Here is a 25,923-nt window from a genome sequence, read left to right as displayed (position 1 = left end):
GCACTTCGCGGGTGGTGGTGGCGGTAACCATCGCGTGGGCAGTGTCGACGGTCGAACCCTGGGCGCGGTGGGCTGTGGAGGCGTAGCCGAGCTCGAGCTTGGTGGCGACGTAGTCGGCCGGGAGGACGACGGCGCCACCTTTGCCATGGTCGTGGTTGGTCTTGGAGGCGCGGCGCACGGTGAGGCTGCCGTCAGTGTTGATGGCGGTGACGCTCCACTCGTCGCCGTTCTTCACCCACCCGCGCCCGGTCGCCAGCTCGCGCTTGTTCTGGCGGGTGACGACCCTGTCGCCGACGTGGGCGGTGGTGCCGTCGTGCAGCGCTGCTGTGCCGTGCTCGGCGCTAGCGACCTCACCGGCGGCGATGCGGTCAGCCTGGGCGCGCTGGTTGAGTGCGGTGACGGTGGTCAGGTCGCCGGCGACCATGAGGGACCGTTTGCCGTCGCGGACGTCGGTGAGCCAGTTCGTGTAGAGGGCGTCGAGCATGGTCTCGCGGCCCCCCTCGAGGACGCGGCCGTGGCGTACGTAGGTGTCGATGATCGAGTCGTCGCCGATGCGGATCCGGGTGCTGGCGGCCTTCTCCCAGGCGTTGGTGAACCGGCGGACCTCGTTGAGCTCGGGGACCATGCCGCGGTCGTTGACGAGCATCGAGAACGCGCCGCCGGCATCCACGGCGGACAGCTGTGCCCAATCACCGACCAGGAGCACTTTCGCGCCGGCGCTCGCGGCGGCTTGGGTGATCTCGTCGAGGGTCAAGGTCCCGGCCAGGGACGCTTCGTCGACGATCACCAGCTGCCCGGCTTGGGGGCGGAACCGGGTGGCCTGGTCCTCGATCTTGGTCGCAGTGGCCAGCAGCTCCGCCCGCTTGATAGCGGTCCGCGCCGTGGCTGCCTTGGCACGGATGCCGGCGACGGTGCGGGCACGCTCAGGTGCCTGCTTGTACTCGTGGATCCACTTGGCAGTGTTCTCGGTGGCGATGCCGAGCTCCTCGCCCAGGACCTCGGCCGCGGCCGCGGACGGGGCCAGCCCAACCACAGAGCCGGGGCCGTGCTCGAGCTCCCAGACCGCGCGCAGCCCGGCCATCGAGGTCGACTTGCCGGTGCCGGCCGGGCCGACCAGAACGTCGAGCACGCGCCCGGAGGTCGCGATCTGCTCCACGGCGTACGCCTGGTCGAGCGACATGCCGTGGTCCTTGCCGGGCAGGTCGGTCTCCGCGACAGCCACCACAGCTGCGAGCGATGCGACTGGTGCCGCGCTCTGACGCCCGAGCTCGAGGAGCCGGGACTCGGCCTCGAGGACACGGCCGGTGGTGAACAGCTGGGCGGTAGCCGGAGCGAACTTCGATGACCCGTCCGGGCGACGGAACCGCGACGGGACGTGCTGCCTCTCGGCCGGCGTCAGGGCGACGACGTGCCCCTGCGCGGCAGCCAGGGCGTGGTCGGCGACCCGCTCCCCCGCCGCGATCCGGTCGGCCGGTGAGGCGAAGGTCCAGCCCTGCATCTGGCGGTGTACCTCGGCCAGCACGTTGGCCCGGTTGAACGTCGGGCGCTTCGCGGTGACGTTGACCAGGGACGCCTCCACGACCGGTCCCATCTGCTCAGGGGTGAAGTCGTCGGCCCGCAACCGGAGCCCTTGGGCGGTGATGTCGCTGAGCGACTGGACCCACCCGACGGTGTCAGCACCGACGTGGGCGCGGGCGCGGTTGCGCCACTGCTCGGTCTGTTCGGCCAGTGTGTGGTGATGCTTGTCGGGGCGGGTGGTCAAGGTGGCGTGCTGGCGGAACTTGAGGACCTCGCGTGAGGTGGGCGGGCGTCCGTACTTCGCGGTGAACGCCTCGACCTGGGCATCCTTGGCTGGGTTGATCGCCTCAGAGCGCTGTGAGAACTCCTTCTGCAGCTCGTCGCTGACTCCGGTGATCTCGAAGTGCGGGTTGTTCGAGTGGACTTGCTGGCGGTTGTCGAACGACCACCCCAGCCGCTCGCTAAGAAGGTCGGTGAGGATCCCTTTGTGCATCTCTGAGAGCGACACCGTCCACTGGTGCAGACCCCGGGAGTCGATGGTGCGCCACTGTCCGTCAGAGACGGTGCGGGCCAGGTTCTCGATGATCACGTGGGTGTGCAGTTGGGGGTCGCCAGCGCGTGAGTCCCAGTGGTCGAACGCCGCGGCGATGACCCCTTCGATCTCCTCTTGGACCACGCCGGCGCTCCCTGAGCGGGAGAAGAACACGTGCTCCTCGGCGTACTTGATCGTGAGGTCGATGGCGTCCAAGTGGGACTGATAGATCACGGCCTGGGTGCCGGCATCAGCGACCGCCCACGCCGTCGAGATCGACTTGGACGGCGAGAAGGTCAGGTCGAAACCGGCCACCTTGTCGGACCCGGCTGTCGACGCTCGTCCGCACCTGGACCGCCGGTTCAGCAGCTCGCCCGTGATCGGGTCGCCGATCACCTCGAGCATGTTGCGCAGGTTCCACTCACTGACTTCGGTCCCGGGTGCGATCCCGCGTCCCTCGTCCAGCGCGCCGAGCCCAGCGCCCATGAAACGCCCAGGCGGTGTGCCCGACTCCGTGTAGTAGCGGGTCAACGGACTCGACAGATCCACCGCCCCGTCCCCGCGGACAACGGTCTCCAGCAGGTATCTCAGACCCTTCCCTCGACTCAGCTTGCTGAACGAGACAACCATCAGAAACTCCTACTCGCAGCTCAGCACGGCGCTCACAACACGCCCTCATAGGTAGAGCGCGAACACGTACGCCGGCGACCCAACCCCGGCTAGCAACCGGCCCGGCGCGGCGGTCCTCCATCACCACGCCGCCATAGGTCTAGACCACCACTGGGGAGGTCTCGCCCGCCTCGTTCACGCCGTGATCGCTGCGGTCCGCGCACGGTCGCCATCCCGCGGCGTGCCGTCCGGTCTCTGGTCAATGCCAGACGTGTGGAAGGAAATCGGTCGGAGAAAGTCGGTCCGGAACGGGCTGACTTTCGGAGGCCGATGCGAGCGAAGCGAGCGACGACGTCGGAGGGCGTCGTCAGTCGGTCTGAGCGGTGGTCGGTGGGCGTTGCTGGAGGCGGCGTGGTGATGTCGGGAGAGGATGGGCGGATGAGTGGGACGGTGCGGGTGGCGGCGGTGCGCGGACCGGGTTGTGCCCCCGAGTCCGCCGCGCCAGCGAGCACACCCGGCGGCCGGCTCCGAGCCCTGTGGGCGGCGGAGGACCGGGCGCTGGCCCGGTGGGAACGCGCCGACGTTGCCCACCAGGCAGCCATCCGCGACCGCGACGAGAAGGTAGCTGCGGCGCGTGAGCGCCGCGGGCGCGCGATGCAGCCCTACACCCCGACCGGCTGGGGACGAGTCGTCGCCTACATGGCGCGCGACACGCCCCGCGACCTGCTGATCCGCAGGGGCAGCCAGGATCCGGTCACGATCGCGCGCATCGCCGAACGAGTGGACCGCGCTACACAACGTCTGGACGAGATCACCAAGCGCGCAGACGCACAGGTCGAGGCCGCTCGCCGCAACCGGGCCACGGCGACCCGGGACCTGTATGAGGTCCAGCCGAACGCTCACCTGATCTTCGGGATCACCCGCAACGCACTGACACGGATGATGCGGGACCAGTAGCCCCGCAGCCAGGCCGTCGACCGACCCTCGGCGAGCGCGCCCGCACCGTCGCCGGCGTACGTGTTCGGACCTAAAGGCAGAGACCCATTCGAAGGTCGCTGACTGAAGGAGACACACGTGACTGACTACGCCGCCCGACTCGCTGCGCTGCGCGACGCCGAGACCCAGGCCATCGCTGCCCTCACCACCGCCGACGCCGCGCTGGCGAGGGCCGAGGACAAGCGGACCAAGCAGCTGGAGCGTCTGGACGCCGACGTCTCGGAGAAGCGCGAGCAGGTGACCAGCGCACAGCGCGGGTTCGTCGTGGCGGTCGGCGCGGAACGCGCCGCCGTCGTCCTCGGGATCAGCGTCGCTGCAGCCCGGAACCTCACCCGCACCCCAGGCCACGCCGCCGGTGCCAAGACCACCGACCACTCCCCCGATCACTCGCCCATCCCCGGCCTGGTCGGCGCGCCGTGATCTGCGAACCCTGCCAGCCTCCACACGAGCCCGGCGACTGCGTCGACGCAGCCGCCGGGCGGACCTACCCGCACCGGCACTGCCCCTGCCAGCACCAGCCACGGCCGGCCTCACCCACCAAGCCGGTCTAGCCAGTCGGGCAGGACAACTCCCCACCCAGGGCGCGCCGGCGACACGGAGGCAACCACTCCGCCGGCGACACAGCCGGCGGCCGGCGGTCAGTGACGACGATGAGCGTGTCGGTCAGTGGTGTCGGCGGTCGCGCCACCAGGCCGCGAGCAGCGAGCTGCCGACGGCGAGGCCGAACGCGATGAGGATCCACTGGGTCCACGCGGGCATCCGTGGCTGCATCTCAGCTGGGACCGGTGATGATGTAGGCGCGTCTCGACCCTGGAGGGGTGAGCTCGTCGAGCATCGCAACACCCGCGAAGAACAACTCGCTGGTCACCTCGAGGTGACGGACAACGGGCTCGGGCGTGGCAGCGCCGTCGCTGGGTTCATCGGAGCGAGAGCTCTCGGTGCAGACGATCTTGGCGCGCAGCAGCACCTGTGCAGCGTACGACGACCCGGTCGCGGCGCCGGGCACGCCACCGGTCCGCGCCAATCGACGCAGCTGCAAGAAGGCCGCTCACGATGGCGACCCACACCAGCCAGGTGAGGAACCATGCCATCCACTCGGGCATCCCTGACTCCGTTCCAGCTCGAAGGTGTGCACGTCACCGCCCCCCGGTGCGAGTCGGCTCGTCGGACCTCCGGGACATCGCCGGCCGAGACGAGAAGGCCATGGGGGCCGGGCGGCCGTCTATGCGGCGACCGGCGGAGCGGCGGATCACCATTAATGACGACTGGGGACACCTGCAGGTTGCATCACCTGCCCTACGGCGCAACAGAGGCCCCGACCGACCGGTCGGGGCCTCTGAGGTTGCGGGCGCTAGTCCTGCGCGGCGGCGCTGCGTTCTGCGCGGGTGATCGTGACGGTTGCGAACGTCGTGGATGCCGCGATCTCCTCGACGCGGACGACGGGGCGGGTCTGCTTCTCGCCGTCCTTGTCCCAGGCTTCGGTGATGAGCTCGCCGGTGACCAGGACGCGGTTGCCACGCTGGTAGGACTCGGCGGCGTTCTCAGCCGGGACGCCCCAGATTTCGCAGTTGAAGCCGGTGGGCTCTCCGTCCTTCCACTGCTCGCCGTCCTTGACTCGGCGGTTGACCAGGACGCGGAAGCTCGCGACGGCCTTCCCGGTCGGGGTGTAGCGCAGCTCGACGTCGTCGACGAGGTTGCCGGCAAAGGTGAGGGTCGTGTTCATGGCGGTTCTCCTTCGTGAGTGCAGCGCTGTTGCTGCGGTTGTTGTCTTGCGGGTCAGTCGTGAGTGGGGATGTGGCCGTAGACCTCGAGGACGGAGGTCTCGATGGCCATGACGGCGTCGAACACCTCGATGCGGGTTGAGAGGTTGCGCACGAGGTTCAGCTGGTCGTGTGCTGCGCCGAGGCGGCTGTGGCTGGTGCTGGGGTGTGCAGCCAGGTGGGCGATCGCGGTGTCGGCTCGGGCGACTGCTTCGAGCTGTTCTTTGATCGTGATCACTGCCGTCTCCTCGGTGCGGTGTGTCGGTCTGGTGGGCCAGGTCTGGTTGAGTTAGGTGCACTGGCCGGGTGGACCAGTCGTTTCCCTTGCTCCCGACAACTGCCGCCCATTGGGCCGGCTGAGGTGGTCAAGGGTCACCGCAGGTGACATGTCTTGCCCTTGACCGGCGAAGACGGCCTGAAATGATGGGTGGTGTTGGGAGCAAGGACCGGCGTTCTTCAAGACAGGACTGCCGCGGCGTGAGCCGCGTCGACCCCGGCCCTCCGTGGCCGGCCCTTCTGCTGTTAGGCGCGAACACGTCCGCGCGGCTGGACGTATCGAGCTGGTGCGTGTCGCGTGAGCTCGCGGGTGGGGTGCGGGGAGGGCAGCCTGCCCTCCCCGCCGGTTATCGGCCGCCGACAGGTTCCGCTCTGTGCGATTCCCGCAGGTGCGTGTCGCGCGCGAGTGGCATGTCCGGTTTGCCGCTGCACCACCACGTCTCCGATTCGTGAGGCGTGTGCTCGGGGCCGATGTTCGGGCACCGCTTTTCGGGCAGTAGGGCGTCGGCGTGAGTGCCGTGGCCGTGGCTGTCCGGGTAGGTGCAGGCGCGGTCGAGCGCACTCGGAGCACGGCCCATGATGCCGCCGCAGGACCAGCACGCCCGGCCGGTGTTTCGGTCCGAAGGCGAACCTTCGTGGTACTCGGGCAGGGGGTCCCTCCCGCGCCTAGGCATCGCTTGCTCCGTCGGTGGGGTCGAGGAGGCGGTCCAGGTGGGCGGGGCCGCGGTGTTCGGGGGCGATGTTGTCGTCGTAGGCCGAGAGGTCGGCGGGTCCGGTGCTGTTGTGGCGCCATTGGCAGATCGCGATGTCGTCTGTTTCGGCGTCACGTTCGGTGCGGGTGGTGAAGGCGTGTGCCTCGAGGTCGCCTTCGATGTAGGTCGCGACGGCGTAGACCTGGGCGCAGTCGGTGGTGGGTGGGTTGTAGTGGACGACGACGACGTAGGGCCAGTCTCCGAGGTCCCACCCGTCACGGCCCCAGGCCGGGACGGGCGACCATCCGGCCGGGAGCCGGTCCATCCACTCCCACGCGGTGGCGGCGGCGTGCCCGGGCGGCAGGCCCGGCACGCCGGCGAAGGTCGGGATCTCGGGTGCCCACCTCGAGGAGCAGGCCGGGTAGCACGGGTGCCCGGGTTGTGCGCCGCAGTCACCGCAGACGGTGGAGCGCAGCACGATCGCGGGCCGGGAGCGCAGCTCACTCATCGCCACTCCCCTCCCCCGTGGTCTCGACGGTGACGGAGGTGGCGCTCGCGTCGGGCAGGGCGTGGGCGAGTGCGTGCACGGCGCGTAGGACGTTCTCGGCGCTGGCGCGTACGGCGTCGAGGTCGCCGCCGGTCCAGGTCGCGATGTAGCCCACGGAGTAGTCGCTGGTGTCGAGTCCGGCCATGCCGGCGAGGACGTAGGCGACGGACTCGGCTTCGCACTCGAACCGGCCTCGGTGGGCGACGTAGGGCTCATCGGCGGCCCACTCCCCCGCCTCGTCGACGTGCAAAGTCGCGTGCCCGGCCTCGTGCAGCATCGTCTTGGCGCGCTGCGCGGGCGCAAGCTCGGAGTCGACGACGGTTCGCCGGGTGCCGTCGGTGGTGGTGTAGCCGTTCATGCCCCCGGGGATGGGCTCAACCTCGACGGTCCACCCCAGGGAGCGCATGTGCGTGGCGAACGCGTCGTAGATCCCGACCGGGTCTTCCCCGGTCAGCGCATGGGCCAGGTGCGACGGGTCGTATCCGCCGTCGAACCCCTCGATTGGGTCGGTCTGGGAGACATCAAACACGGACAGGACGGGGTAGCGGGCGAGCTTCTTCTGCTCCTCCTCACCGGTCTCCTCGTCGCGTGTGGTGACCGTCTTGGTGGAGAACCCGTAGATCTTGATCGCGCGTTCGCCCTTGCGGACCTGGCGGCCCTTTGCTTGCCACTGGCGGAACCCGGCAACAGCGGTGGCGTGGGGACACTGGGCGAGGATCAGCAGCAGGTTGTTCAGCGAGTAGTCGTGGAACGAGCCCGCGAACCGCAGGAACGCCGCCCACTGCTCGGTGGTGGTGAGGGCTTCGACTTGGGCGGTGAGGGTGTCGTGGAGGGCCTTGGCTTCGGCCTGTCGCTGCTCGGGGGTTTTGCGGCCCTTGCGGGGCGGCTTCCGGGCGGCCTTGCGGCCTTTCTTGGTCTTCGGCTTGGTCTTGGGCTTGGTTGCGGTGGCCACGGGTGACCTCTTCCTGCCCTGGGTCGGTGGTGGCTTCTGGGTTGCCGACCTTTTTCGGCCGCCCCGGGCAGGTTTTGATGACGGGTCGCGATGGGACACCGGAGTGCAACCCTGGAACGTCGGGCGAGGGTGAGGAAGTAAGCGCAGCGCCGATCCCTCGTTCGAGGCGCCCATGTTGTTCGGGCGCGGGGTTGCGCGGAGGTGGCCGCGACCCATCATCGGAAGCCCGGGAAGGAAGAAAGCTGCTTCTAGGTGGGTCTGTCCCGGCCGGCAGGTCGGGGCCGCCCGACCGGAGGTCGGCCCTGGTCTTCTCCCCCGCGGGCCGGGCGGGTCATCCGGCCCGCGGCTGCTCGTCATCGTCGGTGGTGGCCACGAGCGAGACCGACGCCGCGCCGGGAGCATTCAGGAGGCTGGTGCTCGGCTGTACTGGTGCCGAGACCGCAACGGCTGCGGTGTTGTCCGGGCGAGGAGGCGGCGGCACGATGCGGCCGAACAGCACGTCGCGCACGCCGCGGGCGTCGCCGTTCTCGACGAGCGCGAGAGCCAGGCTGAAGACGCCGGCGACGAGCAGCCCAAGCAGGGCAAGGCCGGTGTTGCCGGCGAAGGCAGCGGCGGCGCCGACGGTTGAAGGGGCGATGAGGGCCGTGGCCGTGGTGCGGTTCATGAGCGTGGTTCCTGTCTCTGGTTCGGTCGGGGCTGTGCGGGTTGCTGGGTTGTGTCGTGCTGGTTGGTATCGGCCGTCCTAGAGCCGATTCGGGTGCGGGTGGGGGACGGTGCCCGAGTCGGGGGTCTCTCGTCGCGGGCTGCGTGCCTCGCCGCCGCTGTCGGGTGACGGTGCTGGGTCGTGGCTGGGCGTCAAGGAGGTGTCCGTGACGGGTAGGTGCGCGGCGACTCGGTGAAACGCTCACGTCCGTTGGTGGGCCCGGCGGACGCAGCTTCCCCACTCTGCGCCCGGCCGTCTGCGCGAGGCCCGCGGTGGCCTGCGAGACGCAGGTAGGCGACCTCGTCGAGCTCGCGCGCCGGGCGTACGTGTTTGGGCCTAAGGGATGAGGGCCCGAATAGCGGGCCACTATTTGTCCACAGGAGGGCGTCTTGAGTCGTTGTCCACAACCGGGGCCGGTCGGGTGGTCGGCGTCGTCCCAATCGAGGGTGGGATGGCCCGCATGAGCGATCAGATGAGTCCCACGGTCCATGTCGATCTCGCCTGGTTGGCGCTGGATGCCGAGTTCACTCGGCTGCTCGCGGCCTCCGACGGCTATCTGTGCCCGGACGCGCGGCACGGTCTCGGGGACGCGGCGTTCGATTTCTACGACTGGGGTCGCCACGTCCCGGACCCCTCGATGGTCCAGGAGCCCGGCCCGCTTGCCGGTGCGGATGCAGCAGGGGTGATCTCCGGGATGGTCGAGCAGCTGCAGCCGCTCGTCGACCAGGCCGCCGCCGGCGCCGACGTCGGCGAGTACCTGCGTCTGGAGCGGGTGCAGTTCTTCCTACGCAGCGCCGCCGAGGCGCAGCGCAGTCGCCCGGAGACCGGAGGGTGAGCGCTTCCACGTATGGGCGCCATCAGGAGGCTGCGGCGCGGGCGTTCATGACAGCGGTGAGCGCGCCGGCCTCGGCAGTGGGCGGCCTGTCGGATGCTGATCGGCGCTTGCTGCTGGCCCGGCGCAGCGCGGTGGTAGCTGCTCTCGCGGATCGGTTCCGGCACGTCTTGGACGGTGACGGGGTCAGTGACACCGACACCCGGATGCGGCAGGACGCGGCTTCGCGGCAAGGGGTCGGTGGGTTCGAGACGCATCCGTTGGTGTTGCTGCAGCGGGCGCTCGACGAGCTGCCGCGTCCACGGGTGGGCCTCTCCCCCACCGACGCTCTCGACCCCGGCTTCTCCCTGGATGCAGGCGTGGCGGGGGTCACGACCACGCCGGGCGCCGCTTCGTTGCTGGAGGGATACCGGCAGGCGGCCGTGGAGCTCACGGTGGCCACGCACTGCCTGCAGACTGCTGCCGACCAGATCTGGACCCGATCCGCGGGCGCAGCGTGGCCGGTGCTGGGCGACATCGCTCAGGGCCTTGAGGCCGTTCTGGTGCTGGACGACCGGCTCCGTCGTGGCGGTGTCCTTGAGGCCGCTGGGGTGTCGGCGATTGGCGGCGCTGCCGCCGAGCACCGGCACCAGGTGTACGCGGCGCGGTTGGCGTGCTCGAACGTCGCACGCCTCGCGGCGGCGTTCGGCACGGACGCTTCCGCAGAGGGGGCCGCGCACCGCGAGGAACCGTTACCGTCGCGACCGGCCCTGGCGCGGGGCGGGGCGGCGCAGCCGGTGGTGGTGGTGAGATCCCCAGGAGAGCTCGCGGCGGCAATGGACCGGCTGGCGCGGATGCTCGCACCGGCCACCGCGAGCTCCGCGGTGTCGACCACGCAGCCAGCACTCAGTAGCACCATGTCCAAGGTGCTGCTCGAGGTTCAGCTCCGCGCGTACGTGGAGTTAGGAACCTCGACACGCAGCGGCCCGGCCGTCGCGGTCGGTGCCGCGATCCGTGGCCTGGGTCAGGCCCGCGACGTCGGCGACCCACGGTTGTCGCCTCCTGATCCGGTCCTCGTGCGGCAGACCCAGGAGGTCGCCTCGGGTTTGGCGATGCTGCACGCCGCCGGCGGCCCGAGCGTGCTCGGCCGGCAGGGAAACGCTGAACTGGTCGCGGCCGTCCACCGGGTCTCGCACGCGTTCACGCGGCGTCTGGAGTCCGAGCTGAACACCGCAGAGCCGAGCATGATGCAGGTCGTCGACACCGACGGCGGTCGACGTCTCGAACCGATGGACAAGCACACCGGTCTGCGGGGTGCTCTGCGGCGGCTACGAGAGAGCACCGCTCCCCCACCACACCCACAGCCCCGCGTCGACCGCCCCGCACGCACAGCCCTGGCCGAGACGCTGGCCGCAACGCCTACAGGCGGCGAACCACGGATCTGGTCGACACGCATTCATTCGGGCGGTATCGAGCTCTAGATCCAGCAAGTCGACGAAGCCCCGGCCGCCCCTTCCCAGATGAGGGGGTGGCCGGGGCCTCTCGTGTCTCCACCCGGGGGACACGCGAAATGGCTCACCCAGTTGAGCCGGCCTGTGTGGAGGCGTTGGTGATCAGTTCGGCCCGGAGCGCAGCCGAGACGAGTTGGGAGCGGCTGGTTGCGCCGACTTTGACTTGGAGGTCATCGAGGACCGCCAGGTTCGCCTCGGTCGTCAGCAGTGGAGCGGTACTTCGAGGTTCGGAGGCGACCTTTGCCGCGGCTCGGTCTGGGAACAGCCCGCTGGCGGGCGCCTTGTCGGGAACCTCTGCGCGGACGAGCTCGGCCAGATGCTCGGCGTTGTTCTCGACTGCGGTGAGGATGACTTCGGCGTTGGTTGGGCCGTTGGCGGTGGCGGCTCGGAGTGCTTCGCGGACGCTGACCGGCAGGCTGAGGCTCGTCTCGCGTGTACCGCCGGTGCTGCGGTTGGAAGTTCGCGACGGCTTGCTCGTCGACGGTGTCGGCGTGGGCTTGGAGGGTGTCGCTGAGGGCCGCCGGGTGGGTGTCGTCGGGGGGGCATCCGTGTCTGGTTCGACGGTGTTCGGAGGCTTGCGCGGCGGGGGTCCTGGAACTCGTGCGAGTCCTGAGGCGACTGGGAGCGGGGCTCGGTCCTCGCTCATGCGCTCGGCTCTTCGAGCTCGGCGATGCGCGTTAGCATCTCTTGGGCGAGCAAGGCGTAGTCCTCGGCGAGCGCGGGCGCGGTGCCGGGTACGCGCTGGGGTCGGCGGCCTTCTTTGAGAGCGATCCAGTAAGGCTCGGCGTTGTGAACCACTTCGGCTAGTTCGTAGACGAGGCGGCCCTTCTCCCGTGAGTCGTCGGCGACGGCTTGGGCGTGCCGGATGACGGACTCGAACAGGGGCGCGGCGTCTCCGAGGACGTTGCGCACGTCGTCTGCCGCGTGTTGGCGTAGAACTGTGGCGGATGAGCCGATGCCGAACAAGACTGCGCCGAGGACCTCGAGGTCGGGGTTGCGGTCGCGCACTGCGACGACCTGTTCGGCGAGCTTACGGAGTCCCTCGATACTCGAGCGGTCCGACTTCGTGGGGACGACGATCCAGCGGGCCGCCATGAGGGCGCTCAGGACGAGCGCCGATCGACGCGATGGTGGGGTGTCGATGATGACCAGGTCGTACTCGGGTGCGAGTGGTCGCAATGCGTCGCGGAGGAGGCTGACTCCGTCGTCGCCTCGTCGTTCACGACCGGCGACGAGGTCGTCGAGGTCGTCGAGTCTGCTGCCGCCTGGGATGACGTCAAGGTTGGGGCGTACGTCGCTGAGGACGGGCTTGAGGGCTTCTCCTGAGACCAGGCAGTTCACCAGGCCGGCGCCTTCGTCGCTGCGCCCGTTCCATCCGTAGCCAAGGTCGTGGCCGCAGTTTCCCTGGGAGTCCAGGTCGATGAGAAGGGTGCGCCATCCGGCGGCAGCCGCGAGGCCTGCGACGTTCACGGCGCAGCTGGTCTTGCCGGTGCCGCCCTTGCCAGTGGCGAAGGTGATCACGCGTTGCATCTCACTCATGGTGACCATTCTCTTTCCTGCCGCTAGCGCGTGCGGGTAGCGACACGCGCTAGCGGGCGGGTTAGCGGTGGCGCTATTAGGGGTGTGCTAGCGGGCTGGTTATCGTGACATGGCATTGCTGACCGCTAGCCGATCGCGCTACCTGCCTCACTGCCAGAACTTGATACCGTGACAGATAGCGGAATGCGTTAGCGTTTGCCGTAGCGGCCACCGCTAACGCGTCTGTTAGCGGCGCGTCTGTATTGTTTCCGCGTTCCTAGACCGCGGCCGGCTCGCCGGGGAATTGGGCTCGAGTACCCGGACACAATCCGCTGCAACTCGAGGGCTCGATGCCCGAGGGCTGCATCCGCCGCCCCTGCATTCACGTGCGGCACGACGGTCGTCTCGGCCGGGGGAGGGGCCCTGAGACGTGCTCAGGGCCCCGGTGGCCGTCTGACAGGGGTCAGGCGGTCTTCTTGGACGTCGCGTACTTCTCGACGTCGGAGAGCGGGTATCCGCAGGACTCGATGAAGCGGAGGTAGCGACCGGTGGCGGTGGTGGTGCCGTCGCGGCGCCATTCGTCGCGGGTCATGTGGCTCTCGTAGGCCGCGAGGATCTGCACGAGGGCGAGCACGAGGGCGCGTCCTTCGGTGGCCTTCGCGGCCTGTGTGGCGATCTTGGCGCGGTCACCGATCCACTCGGCGCTGATGCTGAGCGCTCCGTGGCCGGGGTTGTTGACCGTGTAGGTGTCGTCCGCCAACGCGATGGCGAGGAACGCGGCAGCGCCCTTGGGTGCGCTCTTGCGGGCACCGAACGTGGCCTTGACCCATTCGCGGCGGACGGTTTCGGCGGCGTCCCAGGCCTTGTTGTTCTCGATGACGAGCGCGCGGGCCTTGCGTGCTTCCTCGCGCTCGTCATCGGTCATGTCGGCTGCCTTGGTCTTGGCGGGGGAGTACGACGAGACCCCGTGCCGGTCGATGTGGCCGTGTCCGGTGGGGTTCTCGCACCCGTACACCGCCACCGGCCGGTTGACCCGACGGGCCTCCTCGTACGCCTTCTCTTCGGCGGCGTCGTAGGCCGCCCACGCGGCCTCCTCGTCTTCCTCGCTGGCCCAGCCGCCTTCGGGCTCGGTGGGCTCGTCGGGCTCGATGACGGGGTTTCCGTCCTTGCCGACGGTGACCCAGTCGGTGCCGAGCCAGGCGATGTGTCCGGGGCACTGACGGTGAGTGTCGGCGGTGAAGACCTCGCCGTCGATGGTCGGCTTGTACCGGTCCAGGGCTCCGGCGGTGTCGGGGCGCTCGACGACGCGGACGCCTTCGGCTTCCAGGGCGGCGACCAGGGCGGCCTTGAACTGGGCTTCGGCGCGGTCGTTGCGTGCGCGCTGGGCGACGTGCTCGAACTGCCGGGTCGCAGCGCCGGCGATTAGGGCCTTCACCGTCTCCGGATCGTTCTCGAACTCCGCGACCGTGGCGATCTGGTCCAGGGTCAGGGACTCGTAGCGGTCGGCGGCCTTGCGGGCCAGGTCGGAGCCGATCACGACTAGGGCGTTGTCCACGTCGGCGCGCTTGACCTTGCCGCGCTTGGCGATCTGTGCGGCCGAGAGCCCCATCCCTGCCAGGGTTTCGACGTAGCGGACCTCGTCACCGGTGGTGAGTCCGATACGTCGGGTGTTCTCTTCGCGCTGGGTCACGACCCGCTCGACCTCGGCGTCCTTGGCGAGGGAGTCGATACCTGCGATGTACGCCGGGATGGTGGCTCGGCTGGCGGCGATCGCGGCGAGGGTGCGGCGGTGGCCGCGTCGAACCAGTAGCGCGTCACCGTCGGTGGTGATGACGACGGAGACAGGCTCCAAGACGCCGAACTCGCGCACGGAGTCGATCAGGTCCTTGTCGGGCTGGGCGTCGCGGATGTTGCGCTCGATGAGCAGGGTGTCCGGGGCGACGTGCACGGTCGTCCCGACCTCCCACTCACTGACCGGCGCATTGCGCGGCTGGGTGGCCGGTTCGGTGACCTCCGCGCCAGTCTTGGCGTCCTGGCCCGTTCTGGATGCGGGCTCGGTGCCGGTCTTGCGGTTGTTTTGCCGGTTGTTCTTCTGGGTGGTGCTGGTGGTCACGTGGGACCCCTTTCTGCACCGGGGATGGGTGGTGGCTTCTGGGTTGCCGACCGTTTTTCGCCCTCCCCGGGCAGGTAGTGATGTCGGGCCGCGATGGGACGCCGGAGTGCAACCCGGGACCGTGGGTGAGTGGGGAGGAAATAAGCGCAGCCCACGCTTTTCGGGCGGAGCGCCGACCACTCGGCCACGGCGCGGAGCTTGCGGAGTGCCGGGTTGCGCGGAGGTGGCCGCGGACCAGAATCGATACCCCGGGGAGAAGAAAACTCCGCCCCGCAGGGGCGCACAGCCCACGAGCGCGGGTCCGTGGGGCTTGCGGAACGGGGCCGCTCGATTTCTGGTGTGGTCCAGGCCGCAGGACTGGTCGATCCCGGACCGCAGGGCCGGCCACAGTTGCCGGTCGTCCACCCCGGGCCAGACTTTGGGCTGGGCCAGGGCATGCGTGGGGGCGGCGCAGGTCCGATGTAGCTGGATCCGTCCCACGGGTGGCCGAGCGGCCGGCAGCAGCTGACTAGGGGTAAGCAGGTCCTGCGGGCTCCCGTTGTCTTCCCAACAGCTGGGGTGATCGTCGGTGGATGAAGACACCACATGAGGACTTTGAACGCAACGACAGCCAGAAGCTGGCCTCGCCCAGGCGTCCCGCGCCGCGATCCGCGATCGCTCTGGTCGCCGGCGCGGCGGTGCTGCTCGCTCTCGGCAGCACCGGGGGAGCGGTCGCCGGATCGCTGATCACCAGCAAGCAGATCAAGAACAACACGATCACCTCGGCCGACATCAAGAACAAGACGATCAAGAAGAAGGACCTCTCAAAATCGGCGCTGCCCCGCACCGGCGCCAAAGGAGCAACGGGGCCCCGAGGGCCGCAAGGCGTAGCCGGCGCGCAAGGTGCGGTCGGGGCTCAAGGCGCTCAGGGGCCAGCCGGTCCCATTACCGGAGATCTGCCCTCCGGAGTCACCCTCCGAGGCGCGTTCTTCCTTACTGAACCTGACAACAGCCCTGCAGGTGTGACGAGCCGCGACGACATCTCGCTCGGGTTGCAGACCCCGACGCCGCTCCCGGTGACGGTCGTCAGGATGGGAGCCACCAAGCCCGCGGAGTGCGGAGGCACTATTCGCAACCCCGACGCCGCTCCCGGCCACATGTGTGTCTACATCGCAAACTCTGTGGGTTATGACCAGTACTCGCTGTCCGTATACGGGCAAGCAAACAATGCCAATTTCCCCGACGACACGGCTGCCACGGGCGAGACGATCGGTGTCGGGGGAGGCCTGATCCAGGCGATCACCGCCGCCGGCGGCACGCACATCATCCGAGGAGCATGGGCGATCACCGCACCCTAGATCCTTGCTCACCATAGAAGTGGTTCGGCAGTGGCCTGGCTCAGGACGCTGCCGAATCACTGTCGGTTCGGATGTGGTGTGCGCCGAGCTCGCGTTCGAGGAACGCGAGCATGCCGGCCTCGTCGTCGGCCCAGGGGATCCCGCCAGCGGCGACGGGGACAAGGAGCCCTCGCTCGGGCAGAGCCGAGTTGGGGGCGGGTGCTCGTTGTGGTGGTGGGGGAGGTGGTGCTCTGGTGGCGTCGACGAAGGCCGGGGCTAGCAGGCCGTGCGCGACCAGCCACAGCCTCCATTCACGGCGTTCGGCGCGGTATTGGTCGATCTGGGCGCGGATCGCGTCCGCGATGCCCCACGCCTCGGCCAGCTGCGCCAGGGACGCGGGACCGATGACCCAGCCGCCCGGTCCGTTTTTGCCGGACGAGACGCGTTCGACCAGGCCGTGGGTAGCGAGGGCTGCGAGGGCGTCGTAGGTGGCGGTGACGCCGATGCGCGCTTCGGCTGCGAGCTCGCGGCCGCCGATCGGCCCACCGGCACCGTCCGCGGCACCGCGGCCGGTCTTGGCTCGCTCGAGCTGGGTGCGCTCGAGGGCGGCGTAGACGAACGCAGCTGCCAGGCCGAGCTCACGAAACACGGGTCGGATCGCATAGACCCGGCCGGCCCGCCAGGCCTTCGCCTCACACGCCGGCACCAGCAGAGCGGGGATGCGGAGCTCGAAGGCGTTCGCGCGTACTCCCTGAGCCGGCCGAACCAGGTCGACCAAGGCACGGTCCGCGGGCTCGTCGAGCAGCTGCTTGAGAACACGCCCCACCGTTCCTCGGTGGAGCCCGGTCCCGATCGCGAGAGATCGTTCCCCGTGCTCGATCGTCAGGGACCCGGTGAGCATCGCGGCCTCAGCCAGCGCGTACAGCACAGCTCGTGTCCCCAAGTCGCTATCCGGGCCGTGGAGCAGATCGACAGCGGCCAACCATTCACGCACCCGGCCACCGACATCCACACGCCCCCCGACAGCCGCTGTACCCGTTTCAACTGGAGGACCCCCTGCCCCGTGTGACTTATGAGGGCTAGTGGCGCGTACGCGAACAGACTGATCCTCGCGGGCTTCTCGACGTCGTTTCTCGAACGCGGCCGCGGTGCGCCAGTCCCGGGAGAGGGCTGTGTGGCGCTGGTGCGGTCGGTAGCGGGCGTAGAAAGACGCCAGGCCTGCCCAGGTGCCGTCCTCGACGCGTCGGATGACGTCGACGAAGGACCAGCCGGCCGCGGCGGCCGCCCAGAGCACGGCCTGGCGCGCCTCTGAGGGCGAGGCGTACCTCGAGGACGGGTAGTCGCCGGTGCGCGCGATCGTCTGGAAGGCCTCGGACGGCTCGGTGTGGCCAGGAAGCGCATCCAGGCGGGCCATGCCGTCGAGTTCGCCGTCGAGTTCGCCGTCGAGTTCGCCGTCGAGTTCGCCGTCGAGTTCGCCGTCGAGTTCGCCGTCGGACGCGGTGTCGACGTCTGTGTTCGACCCGGTGCTGCTGGTCGTCGACGTCGGCCGGGCCGGGGGGACCAGGGGAGTGGTGTGGCGGCGGAGCTCGGTCAGGAACCGGTGCCACGCCGCGGTGGCGTTCGGGGCGTCCAGGGCCGCCTCAGCGGCCTCAACGGGGCCGTCGAGGACCTGGTGACCACCAGACTTGTGGCGGGCGCCTGGCGGGCGGATGCATCCGGAGTCGATGCTGGCCAGCGGCAACGGGTCGACCGTTCGGAGCCGGCCGGCAAGCAACCGGGCGGCCTCCTTGGCCTCGTCGAACGGCGCCGGCTCTGCCAGGGGCACGTACACGTGGCGGCCGCCGTTGGGGGAGTGGTCAGAGAACCACGACCGCAGCCCACAGGTCTCCAGGAGACCAACTAGCGCCGTCAGGTCGCGTTCGACCTGACCTGCCGGGGACTTGCCGGCGTCCAGGTCGACCACGAACACCGGGGCGCACCCGTTGACGTCGTAGACCCGGACGGCGGCCGGGGTGTTGGGCAGCTCGGACGAGACGAACCGCTCGTACTTGCGCGGGTAGTTCCGACCACCATCACGCGACACCCGCACCCGCCCACGAGCTGCCAGACGCGGAGCAAGACGCGCCCAAGTGGCGGCAGCAGTACTGCTGTCGGAGAGTGCGCCGCCATCGGCGCCGGTGGTCGTCACCGAACGCTCCTCGAGCGCGCGCGACACGCGCGACACGCCTCAACCGGATGTGCATCAAACGGTCGAGGGTGCGCTGCTACTGTGGGCAGCACAAAGCCACCTCACCTCCTGTGCGGAGATCGGTTTTGGACTAGGGATCGCGTACTTGGCGGTAGGGATCCCAAGAGCTTCTGTCGAAGGGCCTCCGTTGGTATCGGGGGCCCTTCGCCATTTAGGTGGCGGTCTTCAGTGGCAGCTCCTGGGGGTGGTCGGGGGTGCAAGCGATCAAGGTGGTTCGGTGGGCCTGAATGAGCGTTGCCGAGGCCGTTACTCCGGCAACGGGTCGTGTTCGACACGCCCCGCCGTTGTAGGCGTTCGCGTGAGCGCGCGCTGCTATGGTGCGTAGCACAAAGCCACCTCACCTCCGGCTAGTGGGAGAGCGGTTTTGGAACTAGGGATCTGCGAGATCTGATCCCGTCACTTTGACGAGGGGCCTCCGTGAGCGCGGGGGCCTCTCGTGCTGTCAGGAGACGTTCTTCAGGGACAGTTCTCCTTGCTTGGGGTCGTTGCGTGGCTGAAGCGCCATGTCGCAGCCGTAGGCCGTTGCGACGTGGAACGCGATGAGGTCGCTGTACGGGACGCCTAGACTCTCGGCCTCTTCGATGAGGCGGTCGGCCGCCTCACGGGGGACACGAGTCATGAAAGCGTGTCGGTCGCCCTTGCTCTTACGTCCAGCCATATCGCGATCAAACCAGTGATTTCTGAAATCACCTGGAACGCCGGGCGGCGTGTCGGGCTATTTCGGAAAAGGGTTTCGTCGCCCGCTCGCAGTGGGCCTCGGCGAGGAGGGCAGGTGTTCCCACTCTGCTCCCAGCGGCTGGGGTGATGGTCGGTGGATGAAGACACCATGTGACGACTCTGAACACAACGATCTTCCGGGGCCGGCCCGGGCCAGGCGGCGTGTGCCGCGATCCAGCGGGATCTTGGTTGCGACTGTCGCGTTGGCACTCGCGCTGGGGAGCACCGGGGGAGCGGTGGCCGGGTCTTTGATCACCGGGAAGCAGATCAAGGACAACACCATCACCACGGCCGACATTAGGAACAAGACCATCACCAACAAAGACCTCGCGAACTCGGCACTGCCCCGCACCGGCGCCAAGGGTGCTACCGGCGCAGCTGGTGCGCCGGGCGCGCGGGGGCCGGCCGGTCCCGCCGGTCCCGCCGGTGCGCAGGGACCCGCCGGACCCATTACCGGCGACCTGCCCTCGGGCGTCACGCTCCGCGGAGCGTTCTACCTCACGGAGCCCACTGGAAGCACGGCTGGCATCGATAGCGGGGCAGATGTCTCCTTCGACCTACGAACCCCGGGGCTGCTTGCAGCGATCATCGTCCCTCTCGGCGAGTCGCCGAAGCCCCCGGAGTGCACGGGCACAATCTGGAATCCCACCGCGGCTGCCGGGTTCATGTGCGTCTACGTCGGTGACGTCAGCGGCTACAACCAGAGCTCTACACGGGTCTTTGCTCAAGCGGATCCTGCTGTCCCCGACGACACCGACGCTATAGCGGGGACGATTGGTCCATCGGGCGGTTTTATTCGCGCGACCACAATCGGCTCGGCAGAGCACTACATTCGCGGCGTCTGGGCCGTCACGGCACCTTAGTCCCCAAATCTCGACTCCGGGTGGTTCGGCCGTGTTCTGGTTAGGACACGGCCGAGCCGTTGCCTGGGGTGAGCTGGTGTGCGCCGAGCTCGCGTTCGAGGAAGGCGAGCATCCCGGCCTCGTCGTCGGCCCAGGGAGTGCCGCCGGCCGCGGCCGGGACCAGGAACGGGCGTTCGGGTAGTCCGGGTGGGCGTTGCGGTGCGGTTCGCGGTGGTGGGGGAGGGGGTGCCCTGGTGGCGTCGACGAACTGGGGATCGAGGAGCCCGTGTTCGACGAGCCAGCGCCGCCAGGCGCGGCGTTCGGCGCGGTAGCGCTCGATCTGTGCGCGGATGGTGTCGGCGATGCCCCACGCCTCAGCGAGCTGTGTGAGGGAGGCGGTTCCGAGGATCCAGCCGCCGGGGCCGTCGCTGCCAGCGGGCGCACGCTCGGCGAGGCCGTGTGCGGCCAGGGTGGCCAGCGCGTCGTATGTTGCGGTTACACCGACGCGTGCTTTGGCTGCGAGTTCGCGGCCTCCGATGGGTGCGCTGGTGTCGCCGGAGCTGTTCTGGCCCGCTTGTTCGCGCTCGAGGGCGGCATAGACGAACGCGGCCGCAAGGCCGAGCTCACGAAAGACCGGCCGGATCGCGTGCACCCTGCCAGCACGCCAAGGTTTCGCCTCACACGCAGGCACGAGCAGCGCGGGGATGCGGAGCTCGTAGGCGTTGGCCCGCACACCTCGCGCGGGACGCACCAGATCGATCAAGGCACGGTCGGGCGGCTCGTCGAGCAGCACCTGGAGCGCGCGGCCCACGCTCCGCTCGTGCAAGCCGGTGCCGATCGCCAGAGCACGGTTACCGTGCTCGACGGTCAGTGATCCGGTCAGTACTGCTGCCTCAGCAAGGGCGTACAGCACAGCGCGAACCCCCAGGTCAGAGTCCGAACCGTGGAGCAGGTCCACCGCTGCGAGCCACTCACGAACCCGTGCACTCGCATCCCCACGCCCCGCGACCTGAACCGACCCAACCGGTACCGGGGAAGAACCCTCTGCCCCGTGTGACTTCTGTGGGCTAGTGGGGCGTAGGCGAACAGACGTCTTCTCGTGGGCTTCTCTACGTCTTGTTTCGAACATGTACGCCTTTCGCCAGTCCCTGCTCAGCGCGTTATGGCGCTGGTGTGGGCGGTAGCGGGCATAGAAGGACGCCAGGCCAGCCCAGGTGCCGTCCTCGACACGTCGAGCGACGTCGACGAACGACCAGCCGGCCGCCACGGCGGCCCACAGGACCGCTTGACGCGCCTCAGACGGCGAGGCGTACCGCGTGGTCGGATACTCGCCGGTGCGGGCGATGGTCTGGAACGCCTCGGAGGGCTTCAGGTGGCCAGGAAGCGCAGGCAGGCGCCCCTCGGGGTCGGCGGTGGTGCTTCCGGAGCTCATCGACGAGCCGGAAGCGGGGGAGGCCAGGGGAGCGGTGTGGCGGCTCAGCTCGGCGCGGAACCGCTGCCACGCGCGGGTGTCGTTGGGGGCGTCCAGGGCCGCCTCAGCGTGCTCGACGGGGCCGTCGAGGACCTGGTGGCCACCGGACTTGTGACGTGCACCCGGCGGGCGGATACAGCCGGAGTCGATGCTGGCCAACGGCAACGGGTCGACCGTGCGCAACCGGCCAGCGAGCAGCCTGGCCGCAGCTCTGACCTCCTCGAAAGGCGCGGGCTCTGTCAGCGGCACATACACGTGGCGCCCGCCGTTGGGGGAGTGGTCAGAGAACCACGACCGCAGCCCTGTGCGCTCTAGGAGCCCGATCAGTGCGTCGAAGTCGCGTTCCACCTGGCTCGCAGAGCTCTTCGCTGAGTCCAGGTCGACCACGAACACCGGTGCACACCCGTTCACGTCGTAAACCCGGACCGCGGCAGGGGTGTTGGGCAACTCGGCCGAGGCGAACCGCTCGTACTTGCGCGGGTAGTTCCGCCCGCCATCACGCGAGATCCGGACGCGCCCGCGCGCGGCCAGGCGAGGTGCAAGGCGCGCCCAGACGCTGGCAGCTCGGGTGCTGTCCGAACTGGTTGCCTGGCTATTGCCGGTGGGTCTCATCGCGCACTCCTAAAGGAGGCGCGACACGCGCGACATGCCTTAACCGGATGTGCACCAAACGGTCGAGGGTGCGCTGCTATCGTGGGCAGCACAAAGCCACCTCACCTCACTGGTCGGAGATCGGTTTTGGACTAGGGATCACTACTTGGCGGTTGGGATCCCACAGCTTCTGCGAAAGGCCCCCGAGGGACCACGGGGGCCTTTCGCGATCTACGAGGCGTTCTGCAAAGGCAGCTCCGGGTCCGTGGCGGTCGGGATCCAAGGCGGCAGGCCACGGTCGTCGAGCTCAATGCCCGCGAGCAGCAATTCCATGAAGATGGAGAGCGAGATGCCGGCCCTGGTCGCCATCTCGTTCACGTGGTCGCGTAGGGCCGGTGGGATCTGGGCCTGCATGTTGACCGTGACAGTCCCCGGCGCGCGCTTGCGCCGACCTGCCACAGCGCCTGGTGTCGATCGACTTCTGAGAGTCCCCATGGGGGAATCCAACCGCACAACGCATTCGTGTCTATGAATGATACTGCTCGTCGGCGTGTCGTGCTAATAAATGGCACAGAAGGCGCGATCTACGAAGACTTCTCGCCGATCGCGAACTCGCGGAGGGCGCCGAGGAGCTCGTCGACGCGTGCGCTGTCGACGCGGCAAATACGCATGCGCTTGTCATCGGCCGGCTCTTCGATGACAACGCCAGCCTCGACCAGTTCGATGGTGTTGTTGTACACGGACCTGGTCGCTACCCCGAGCGCGGCTGCGGCTTCGGCGGACGTCCCGGGTGACGTCATGTAGTGCTTGATGAGCTGGACCTTGACGGCAGACCCGAAAACGCGCACCGCGGTCTCGACGATCACGGGCGTCGAGACCTTGATAGCAGCGACCTTGGGCACCGTCGCATTCTGCCGGGTTGTCGTGCGACGTTCAGTGGAACCACCCTCCTTGCCGATATAGCGCCATTTAATGGCACGTTCTGTTAGCCTACCCGCCGTGACCGCGATACGTCCGGACGTGGCACAACCGCCGCACAATCGCGGGTTCAGGACGCCTGCCCCTACAGGTCGGGCCTCGGCGAACCCGAGAGTGTTGCGTCGGGGTGGGGGAGCGATCCGCTCTCACGCCAGCAGCACACCAGTTCGACGTGCACACGCGGGCCCTCTGCCAGGGGAGGCCGCGTACCAGTCGAAAAAGAAGGCCCCCACCCAACGAAGCTCTTGGCGGAACAGACGTCGAGTGGAGGCCCTGGATCCCAGAGGGACCACGTATGGAAGTTTGGCACGGGGGAGTGGACCCCAGACCCGATACGAGCGATGAGGCTGCGGCGGAGCGTGCGGAGTTGCGGCGGCTGGTCGTGGATGGGAGCGCGCACGCGGAGCTGGAGTTGCCGCGTCAGGAGTTTGGCTCGGAAGCGGATGATGTGGTGGAGCGTCGGCCGGTGTGGGAGCAGCGGTCGTACTCGTCGGGTCCGGAGGCGTTGATTGCGACCTGGGCGGGGAGGCGCATCAAGGCGCAGACGGGAGCGACGCCGTCGCCTCGCGTTGCCGAGATGCTCTGTGTCGGTGTCCGAGCGGTGTTGTGGGTGCTGGGCGAGGACGTGGGGGGCGCTGGGCCTCTGCCGGGCCACTCGGGCAGCAGCGGTATGACTCGGGTGCGTCGTCTCCGTGGCCGCATCGCGGCGAAGCTCGAGGAGTGGGAGGCCGCTTCCGCCGACGAGGCCGGCTGGGTGGCGCGGCTGGTCACGGGTTTCCAGTCGTGGGATGGGGAGGAGCAGAACTCCTCTGCGGTGTGGGCGGCTCGGTCCTACATCCCGTACGTGGCGATGACGACCAGCGAGAGGGCCGCTCGTGAGTGGGCCGTGGATCTGTGGCGAATCGAGGCGGGGTCGTACCCGCAGGCCCGTCGGCATGCGTTGAAGGCTGTGGATGAGCACCGACGTTCCGCGGGATTCGCGGCCTTGGTGGCTGAAGACGCCGGCGAGATGGCGTCGTGAAGCCTGCACCAGACGCGACGCTGGCGACCGTGCTGGGCGAAGCTGGTGACGGCGGGAGCGGTCGCGTCCTGGTCGATGTCGTGGTGGCGTCGGTGGCGCCACACCCGGAGAATCCTCGCAAGGAACTGGGTGACCTCCGCGGTCTTGCGGCATCCATCGCTGACTTGGGTGTACTTCAACCGATCCTGGTTGTCTCGCGTGATGCCTTTGTTGCCGCGAACCCGAGCTATGCCGACGAGGTCGCTCATGCTGAATACGTCCTCAAGGCGGGGGAGCGGCGTCTCGCGGCTTCGAAGCTCGCGGGTAGGTGGTCTATCCCGGCGATCGTGGATCCGGCGCAGAGCGAACGGGACACGCTTCGGACGTTTCTGCACGAGAACATGCATCGCCTCGAGCTGGACCCGATCGAGGAGGCCCGGCTCTACGAGGTGCTGCGCGACGATGGAGAGACCCAGCAAGAGATCGCGGTCGCCTGCCGGGTCTCCCAGTCGCACGTCTCGAAGCGCTTGGCTCTGCTGAGGTTGTCACCCGACGTGCAGTCCGCGGTCCGCGAAGACCGCATCCAGATCACTGACGCGATCGCTCTTGCCTCGCTGCAGGACGAAACCCGAGACCAGGTGTGGGGGGCATGGTCGGAGGACGCCGACGCGCAACAGACACTCGGCGCCGCCATTCGCGCCAACGAGCTGGCTCACCACGACCCCTCCACCGGGGCTGCACACTCGATGACTGGCGCGGGGGATGAGGCGACTGCGTCGGCGCTCACGCCGGAGGGTTCGGTGGACCAGGATCCGCAACCTGCTGCGGACGTGCCTGCCGGTTCTGAGACGAAGGCCCGGGCATCCGCCCCCGGCGGGGGGATCCCGGTCGAGGAGCAGAGACGAGCGGCCAGGAAGCGCGCCGAGGCGATCGCCAAGATGCTGCTGACCCCGCCTTCGGCGGGAGGCGAGGGTATGCGGGACGTGGCGGCCGAGCTGCTGGTGCGTCCAGACCCGAAGGTTCTGCGCGAAGCGCACCGTCACCTCAGCGATGCCATCCCCGCAGGCAAGCACCGTGGCCAGGCTTCAGCTGACCCCACGGAGTGGTGCGCCCTCATAGCCTCGCGCACAGACCGTCTCGCTGACCAAAACTGGCTCGCCTGGGCGCTATGCGTCATCGCCACGCAGCTTCGATCTCAGCGGCTGCCCTGGGACCGTGCCGGCGTTGCCCAGCTCGAGGTCCTGCGCATCCGCGCGGGCTATGAACCCACGGCGTGGGAATCGCGGCAGAGGGCGGTGGACTGAAATCGCCGGAGGCCGAGGCGCGCACCCTGACGAATATTCCGTGGAATATTCGACCCTTTGAGGCGTGTCCTGCGCGCCTTGGCCTTCCCTCTCCCCGTGGCTGCGGCGACACTGACAGCGTGGATGACCAGGCGGCGTTGCTCGCGCGACGTGTAGCACTTGCGGCGTCGGCGTGGTTGAGCGCGCCGACGGACATCGATGTGTACCGCCGACTGGTCGAGGCTGTGGGGGAGTGGGAGTCGTACTGCGGCCCCGTGCTCGAGGTTGATGGTGCGAGCTCGTCGGAGGAGGAGCTGCTCGATGAGCTGGCCGATGTCAGTCCGCCGCAGCCGTTGGGGGTCGGCATGGCGGACCTGGAGGCGCGGCTGCGCCGGCAGGCTCGTGAGCAGAGCTGATGCGTCCCCGTTGGGTGTGAAAGAGGCCGGGCGAGCCCTGTTGCTGCGCCTGGCCCTCGTGCCACGATCCGGTGATGACGATCACGGTGACCATCCGCCCGAACGGTGCGCGCACCGAGGTGCGCAACCTGCCGTGGGACGGAAGGCCGGGGTCGGGGTACGCGATCATCGAGGACGCGATCGATGCGTCCCGGCGCGGGCAGGTGCTCTACTCGGGTGGCGCGTTCTTGGTCGCGCGAGGCCACACGGCGTTGCTCGTCCGGCGCCTGGCGGATCGTTTCGGTCACGTCCATGTGATCCAGCACGGTGGCACCACCCAGTGTGTCGAGGCGTGCTGGAACGCAAGCCCGGATACCGGGCTGACCTGCGAGTGCTCGTGCGCTGGGACCAACCACGGGAGTGGTCACCAGCTCGGGCGGATCGTGAGCGAGTCCGGTCCCGCCGGCGCTTTGTCTGTCGCGCCGGCGGCCGCTCGCGAGTACGACGTCTACCGGTCGTAGCCGGCGCGCGGCCGCGCCGGCGG

At 68.8% G+C, this 25,923-nt stretch carries 24 protein-coding genes; 10 read left to right on the top strand and 14 right to left on the bottom strand.

All coding sequences use genetic code 11. The features are described from left to right. Positions 1–2,680 (bottom strand): MobF family relaxase (gene mobF, locus ACFPYL_RS17400; protein ID WP_379157048.1); only part of this gene is annotated, 2,680 nt, incomplete at its 3' end. A gap of 417 nt (positions 2,681–3,097) precedes the next feature. Here mobF and ACFPYL_RS17395 point away from each other — a divergent pair. After that, positions 3,098–3,616, top strand: coding sequence for a hypothetical protein (locus ACFPYL_RS17395; RefSeq protein ID WP_379157045.1), 519 nt, complete (start codon positions 3,098–3,100; stop codon positions 3,614–3,616). Positions 3,617–3,733: 117 nt separating this feature from the next. Next, positions 3,734–4,075, top strand: coding sequence for a hypothetical protein (locus ACFPYL_RS17390; protein ID WP_379157043.1), 342 nt, complete (start codon positions 3,734–3,736; stop codon positions 4,073–4,075). A gap of 352 nt (positions 4,076–4,427) precedes the next feature. Here the strand turns inward: ACFPYL_RS17390 and ACFPYL_RS17385 are convergent, their stop codons facing one another. The 6 genes from ACFPYL_RS17385 to ACFPYL_RS17360 form a co-directional block, all read right to left on the bottom strand. Further along, positions 4,428–4,622 carry a hypothetical protein gene (locus ACFPYL_RS17385; RefSeq protein ID WP_379157040.1) on the bottom strand — a complete coding sequence of 65 codons (195 nt, stop codon included), beginning with the start codon at positions 4,620–4,622 and terminating at the stop codon, positions 4,428–4,430. A 384-nt stretch (positions 4,623–5,006) separates the two neighbouring features. Next, positions 5,007–5,378 carry a single-stranded DNA-binding protein gene (ssb, locus tag ACFPYL_RS17380; RefSeq protein ID WP_379157037.1) on the bottom strand — a complete coding sequence of 124 codons (372 nt, stop codon included), beginning with the start codon at positions 5,376–5,378 and terminating at the stop codon, positions 5,007–5,009. A gap of 53 nt (positions 5,379–5,431) precedes the next feature. Continuing rightward, a complete protein-coding gene (locus ACFPYL_RS17375; RefSeq protein WP_379157034.1) occupies positions 5,432–5,653 on the bottom strand; it encodes a hypothetical protein in 222 nt (73 codons plus the stop codon). A 704-nt stretch (positions 5,654–6,357) separates the two neighbouring features. Then, positions 6,358–6,891: a hypothetical protein gene (locus ACFPYL_RS17370; protein WP_379157031.1), complete on the bottom strand. Its 534-nt coding sequence runs from the start codon at positions 6,889–6,891 to the stop codon at positions 6,358–6,360. Then, positions 6,884–7,882 (bottom strand): ArdC-like ssDNA-binding domain-containing protein, encoded by a 999-nt coding sequence (locus ACFPYL_RS17365; protein ID WP_379157028.1) that lies wholly within the window; start codon positions 7,880–7,882, stop codon positions 6,884–6,886. The genes ACFPYL_RS17370 and ACFPYL_RS17365 overlap by 8 nt, the downstream gene beginning before the upstream one ends. A gap of 331 nt (positions 7,883–8,213) precedes the next feature. After that, complete coding sequence (locus tag ACFPYL_RS17360; protein WP_379157025.1) at positions 8,214–8,546, bottom strand: hypothetical protein; 333 nt, start codon at positions 8,544–8,546, stop codon at positions 8,214–8,216. A gap of 499 nt (positions 8,547–9,045) precedes the next feature. Here ACFPYL_RS17360 and ACFPYL_RS17355 point away from each other — a divergent pair, with 499 nt between their 5' ends. Both ACFPYL_RS17355 and ACFPYL_RS17350 read left to right on the top strand, forming a co-directional pair. After that, the gene (locus ACFPYL_RS17355; RefSeq protein ID WP_379157022.1) at positions 9,046–9,420 is read left to right on the top strand and encodes a hypothetical protein; all 375 of its coding nucleotides are present in this window, start codon (positions 9,046–9,048) and stop codon (positions 9,418–9,420) included. A 56-nt stretch (positions 9,421–9,476) separates the two neighbouring features. Further along, a complete protein-coding gene (locus tag ACFPYL_RS17350; protein ID WP_379157019.1) occupies positions 9,477–10,877 on the top strand; it encodes a hypothetical protein in 1,401 nt (466 codons plus the stop codon). Positions 10,878–11,549: 672 nt separating this feature from the next. On the opposite strand, the gene ACFPYL_RS17345 is transcribed toward ACFPYL_RS17350, so the two are convergent. Continuing rightward, a complete protein-coding gene (locus tag ACFPYL_RS17345) occupies positions 11,550–12,446 on the bottom strand; it encodes a ParA family protein (RefSeq protein WP_379157016.1) in 897 nt (298 codons plus the stop codon). Between the two features lie 442 nt (positions 12,447–12,888). Further along, positions 12,889–14,718: a ParB/RepB/Spo0J family partition protein gene (locus tag ACFPYL_RS17340; protein WP_379157013.1), complete on the bottom strand. Its 1,830-nt coding sequence runs from the start codon at positions 14,716–14,718 to the stop codon at positions 12,889–12,891. Between the two features lie 392 nt (positions 14,719–15,110). Between ACFPYL_RS17340 and ACFPYL_RS17335 the strand changes: the two genes are divergently transcribed. Then, entirely contained in the window at positions 15,111–15,875 is a 765-nt protein-coding gene (locus tag ACFPYL_RS17335) for a hypothetical protein (RefSeq protein ID WP_379157010.1), read from the top strand. Positions 15,876–15,915: 40 nt separating this feature from the next. On the opposite strand, the gene ACFPYL_RS17330 is transcribed toward ACFPYL_RS17335, so the two are convergent. Then, complete coding sequence (locus ACFPYL_RS17330; RefSeq protein ID WP_379157007.1) at positions 15,916–18,069, bottom strand: hypothetical protein; 2,154 nt, start codon at positions 18,067–18,069, stop codon at positions 15,916–15,918. Positions 18,070–18,544: 475 nt separating this feature from the next. Next, positions 18,545–18,760, bottom strand: a complete 216-nt coding sequence (locus ACFPYL_RS17325; RefSeq protein WP_379157004.1) for a hypothetical protein — start codon at positions 18,758–18,760, stop codon at positions 18,545–18,547. Positions 18,761–19,067: 307 nt separating this feature from the next. Here ACFPYL_RS17325 and ACFPYL_RS17320 point away from each other — a divergent pair, with 307 nt between their 5' ends. Then, positions 19,068–19,682 (top strand): hypothetical protein, encoded by a 615-nt coding sequence (locus ACFPYL_RS17320; RefSeq protein ID WP_379157001.1) that lies wholly within the window; start codon positions 19,068–19,070, stop codon positions 19,680–19,682. Positions 19,683–19,722: 40 nt separating this feature from the next. Here the strand turns inward: ACFPYL_RS17320 and ACFPYL_RS17315 are convergent, their stop codons facing one another. The 3 genes from ACFPYL_RS17315 to ACFPYL_RS17305 all read right to left on the bottom strand — a co-directional run bounded on the left by ACFPYL_RS17315 (position 19,723) and on the right by ACFPYL_RS17305 (position 22,625). Beyond that, positions 19,723–21,744 (bottom strand): hypothetical protein, encoded by a 2,022-nt coding sequence (locus tag ACFPYL_RS17315; RefSeq protein WP_379156998.1) that lies wholly within the window; start codon positions 21,742–21,744, stop codon positions 19,723–19,725. A gap of 210 nt (positions 21,745–21,954) precedes the next feature. Further along, positions 21,955–22,137, bottom strand: a complete 183-nt coding sequence (locus ACFPYL_RS17310) for a hypothetical protein (RefSeq protein WP_379156995.1) — start codon at positions 22,135–22,137, stop codon at positions 21,955–21,957. Positions 22,138–22,307: 170 nt separating this feature from the next. Beyond that, positions 22,308–22,625: a hypothetical protein gene (locus ACFPYL_RS17305; RefSeq protein ID WP_379156992.1), complete on the bottom strand. Its 318-nt coding sequence runs from the start codon at positions 22,623–22,625 to the stop codon at positions 22,308–22,310. 392 nt (positions 22,626–23,017) lie between these two features. Between ACFPYL_RS17305 and ACFPYL_RS17300 the strand changes: the two genes are divergently transcribed. The 4 genes from ACFPYL_RS17300 (at position 23,018) to ACFPYL_RS17285 (ending at position 25,900) form a co-directional block, all read left to right on the top strand. Then, complete coding sequence (locus tag ACFPYL_RS17300) at positions 23,018–23,722, top strand: hypothetical protein (protein ID WP_379156989.1); 705 nt, start codon at positions 23,018–23,020, stop codon at positions 23,720–23,722. Beyond that, entirely contained in the window at positions 23,719–25,005 is a 1,287-nt protein-coding gene (locus tag ACFPYL_RS17295) for a ParB/RepB/Spo0J family partition protein (RefSeq protein ID WP_379156987.1), read from the top strand. The genes ACFPYL_RS17300 and ACFPYL_RS17295 overlap by 4 nt, the downstream gene beginning before the upstream one ends. 119 nt (positions 25,006–25,124) lie before the next feature. Beyond that, positions 25,125–25,400: a hypothetical protein gene (locus tag ACFPYL_RS17290; protein WP_379156984.1), complete on the top strand. Its 276-nt coding sequence runs from the start codon at positions 25,125–25,127 to the stop codon at positions 25,398–25,400. Between the two features lie 74 nt (positions 25,401–25,474). Continuing rightward, positions 25,475–25,900: a hypothetical protein gene (locus ACFPYL_RS17285; RefSeq protein WP_379156981.1), complete on the top strand. Its 426-nt coding sequence runs from the start codon at positions 25,475–25,477 to the stop codon at positions 25,898–25,900. The last annotated feature ends 23 nt before the right edge of the window (positions 25,901–25,923 follow it).

This window comes from Nocardioides hankookensis, from assembly GCF_042658885.1.
In the GTDB taxonomy this organism is placed as follows: Bacteria; Actinomycetota; Actinomycetes; order Propionibacteriales; family Nocardioidaceae; genus Nocardioides; species Nocardioides hankookensis.
Note: the sequence above shows the minus strand (reverse complement) of the source record. Positions and strands in the feature narration are given on the sequence as shown.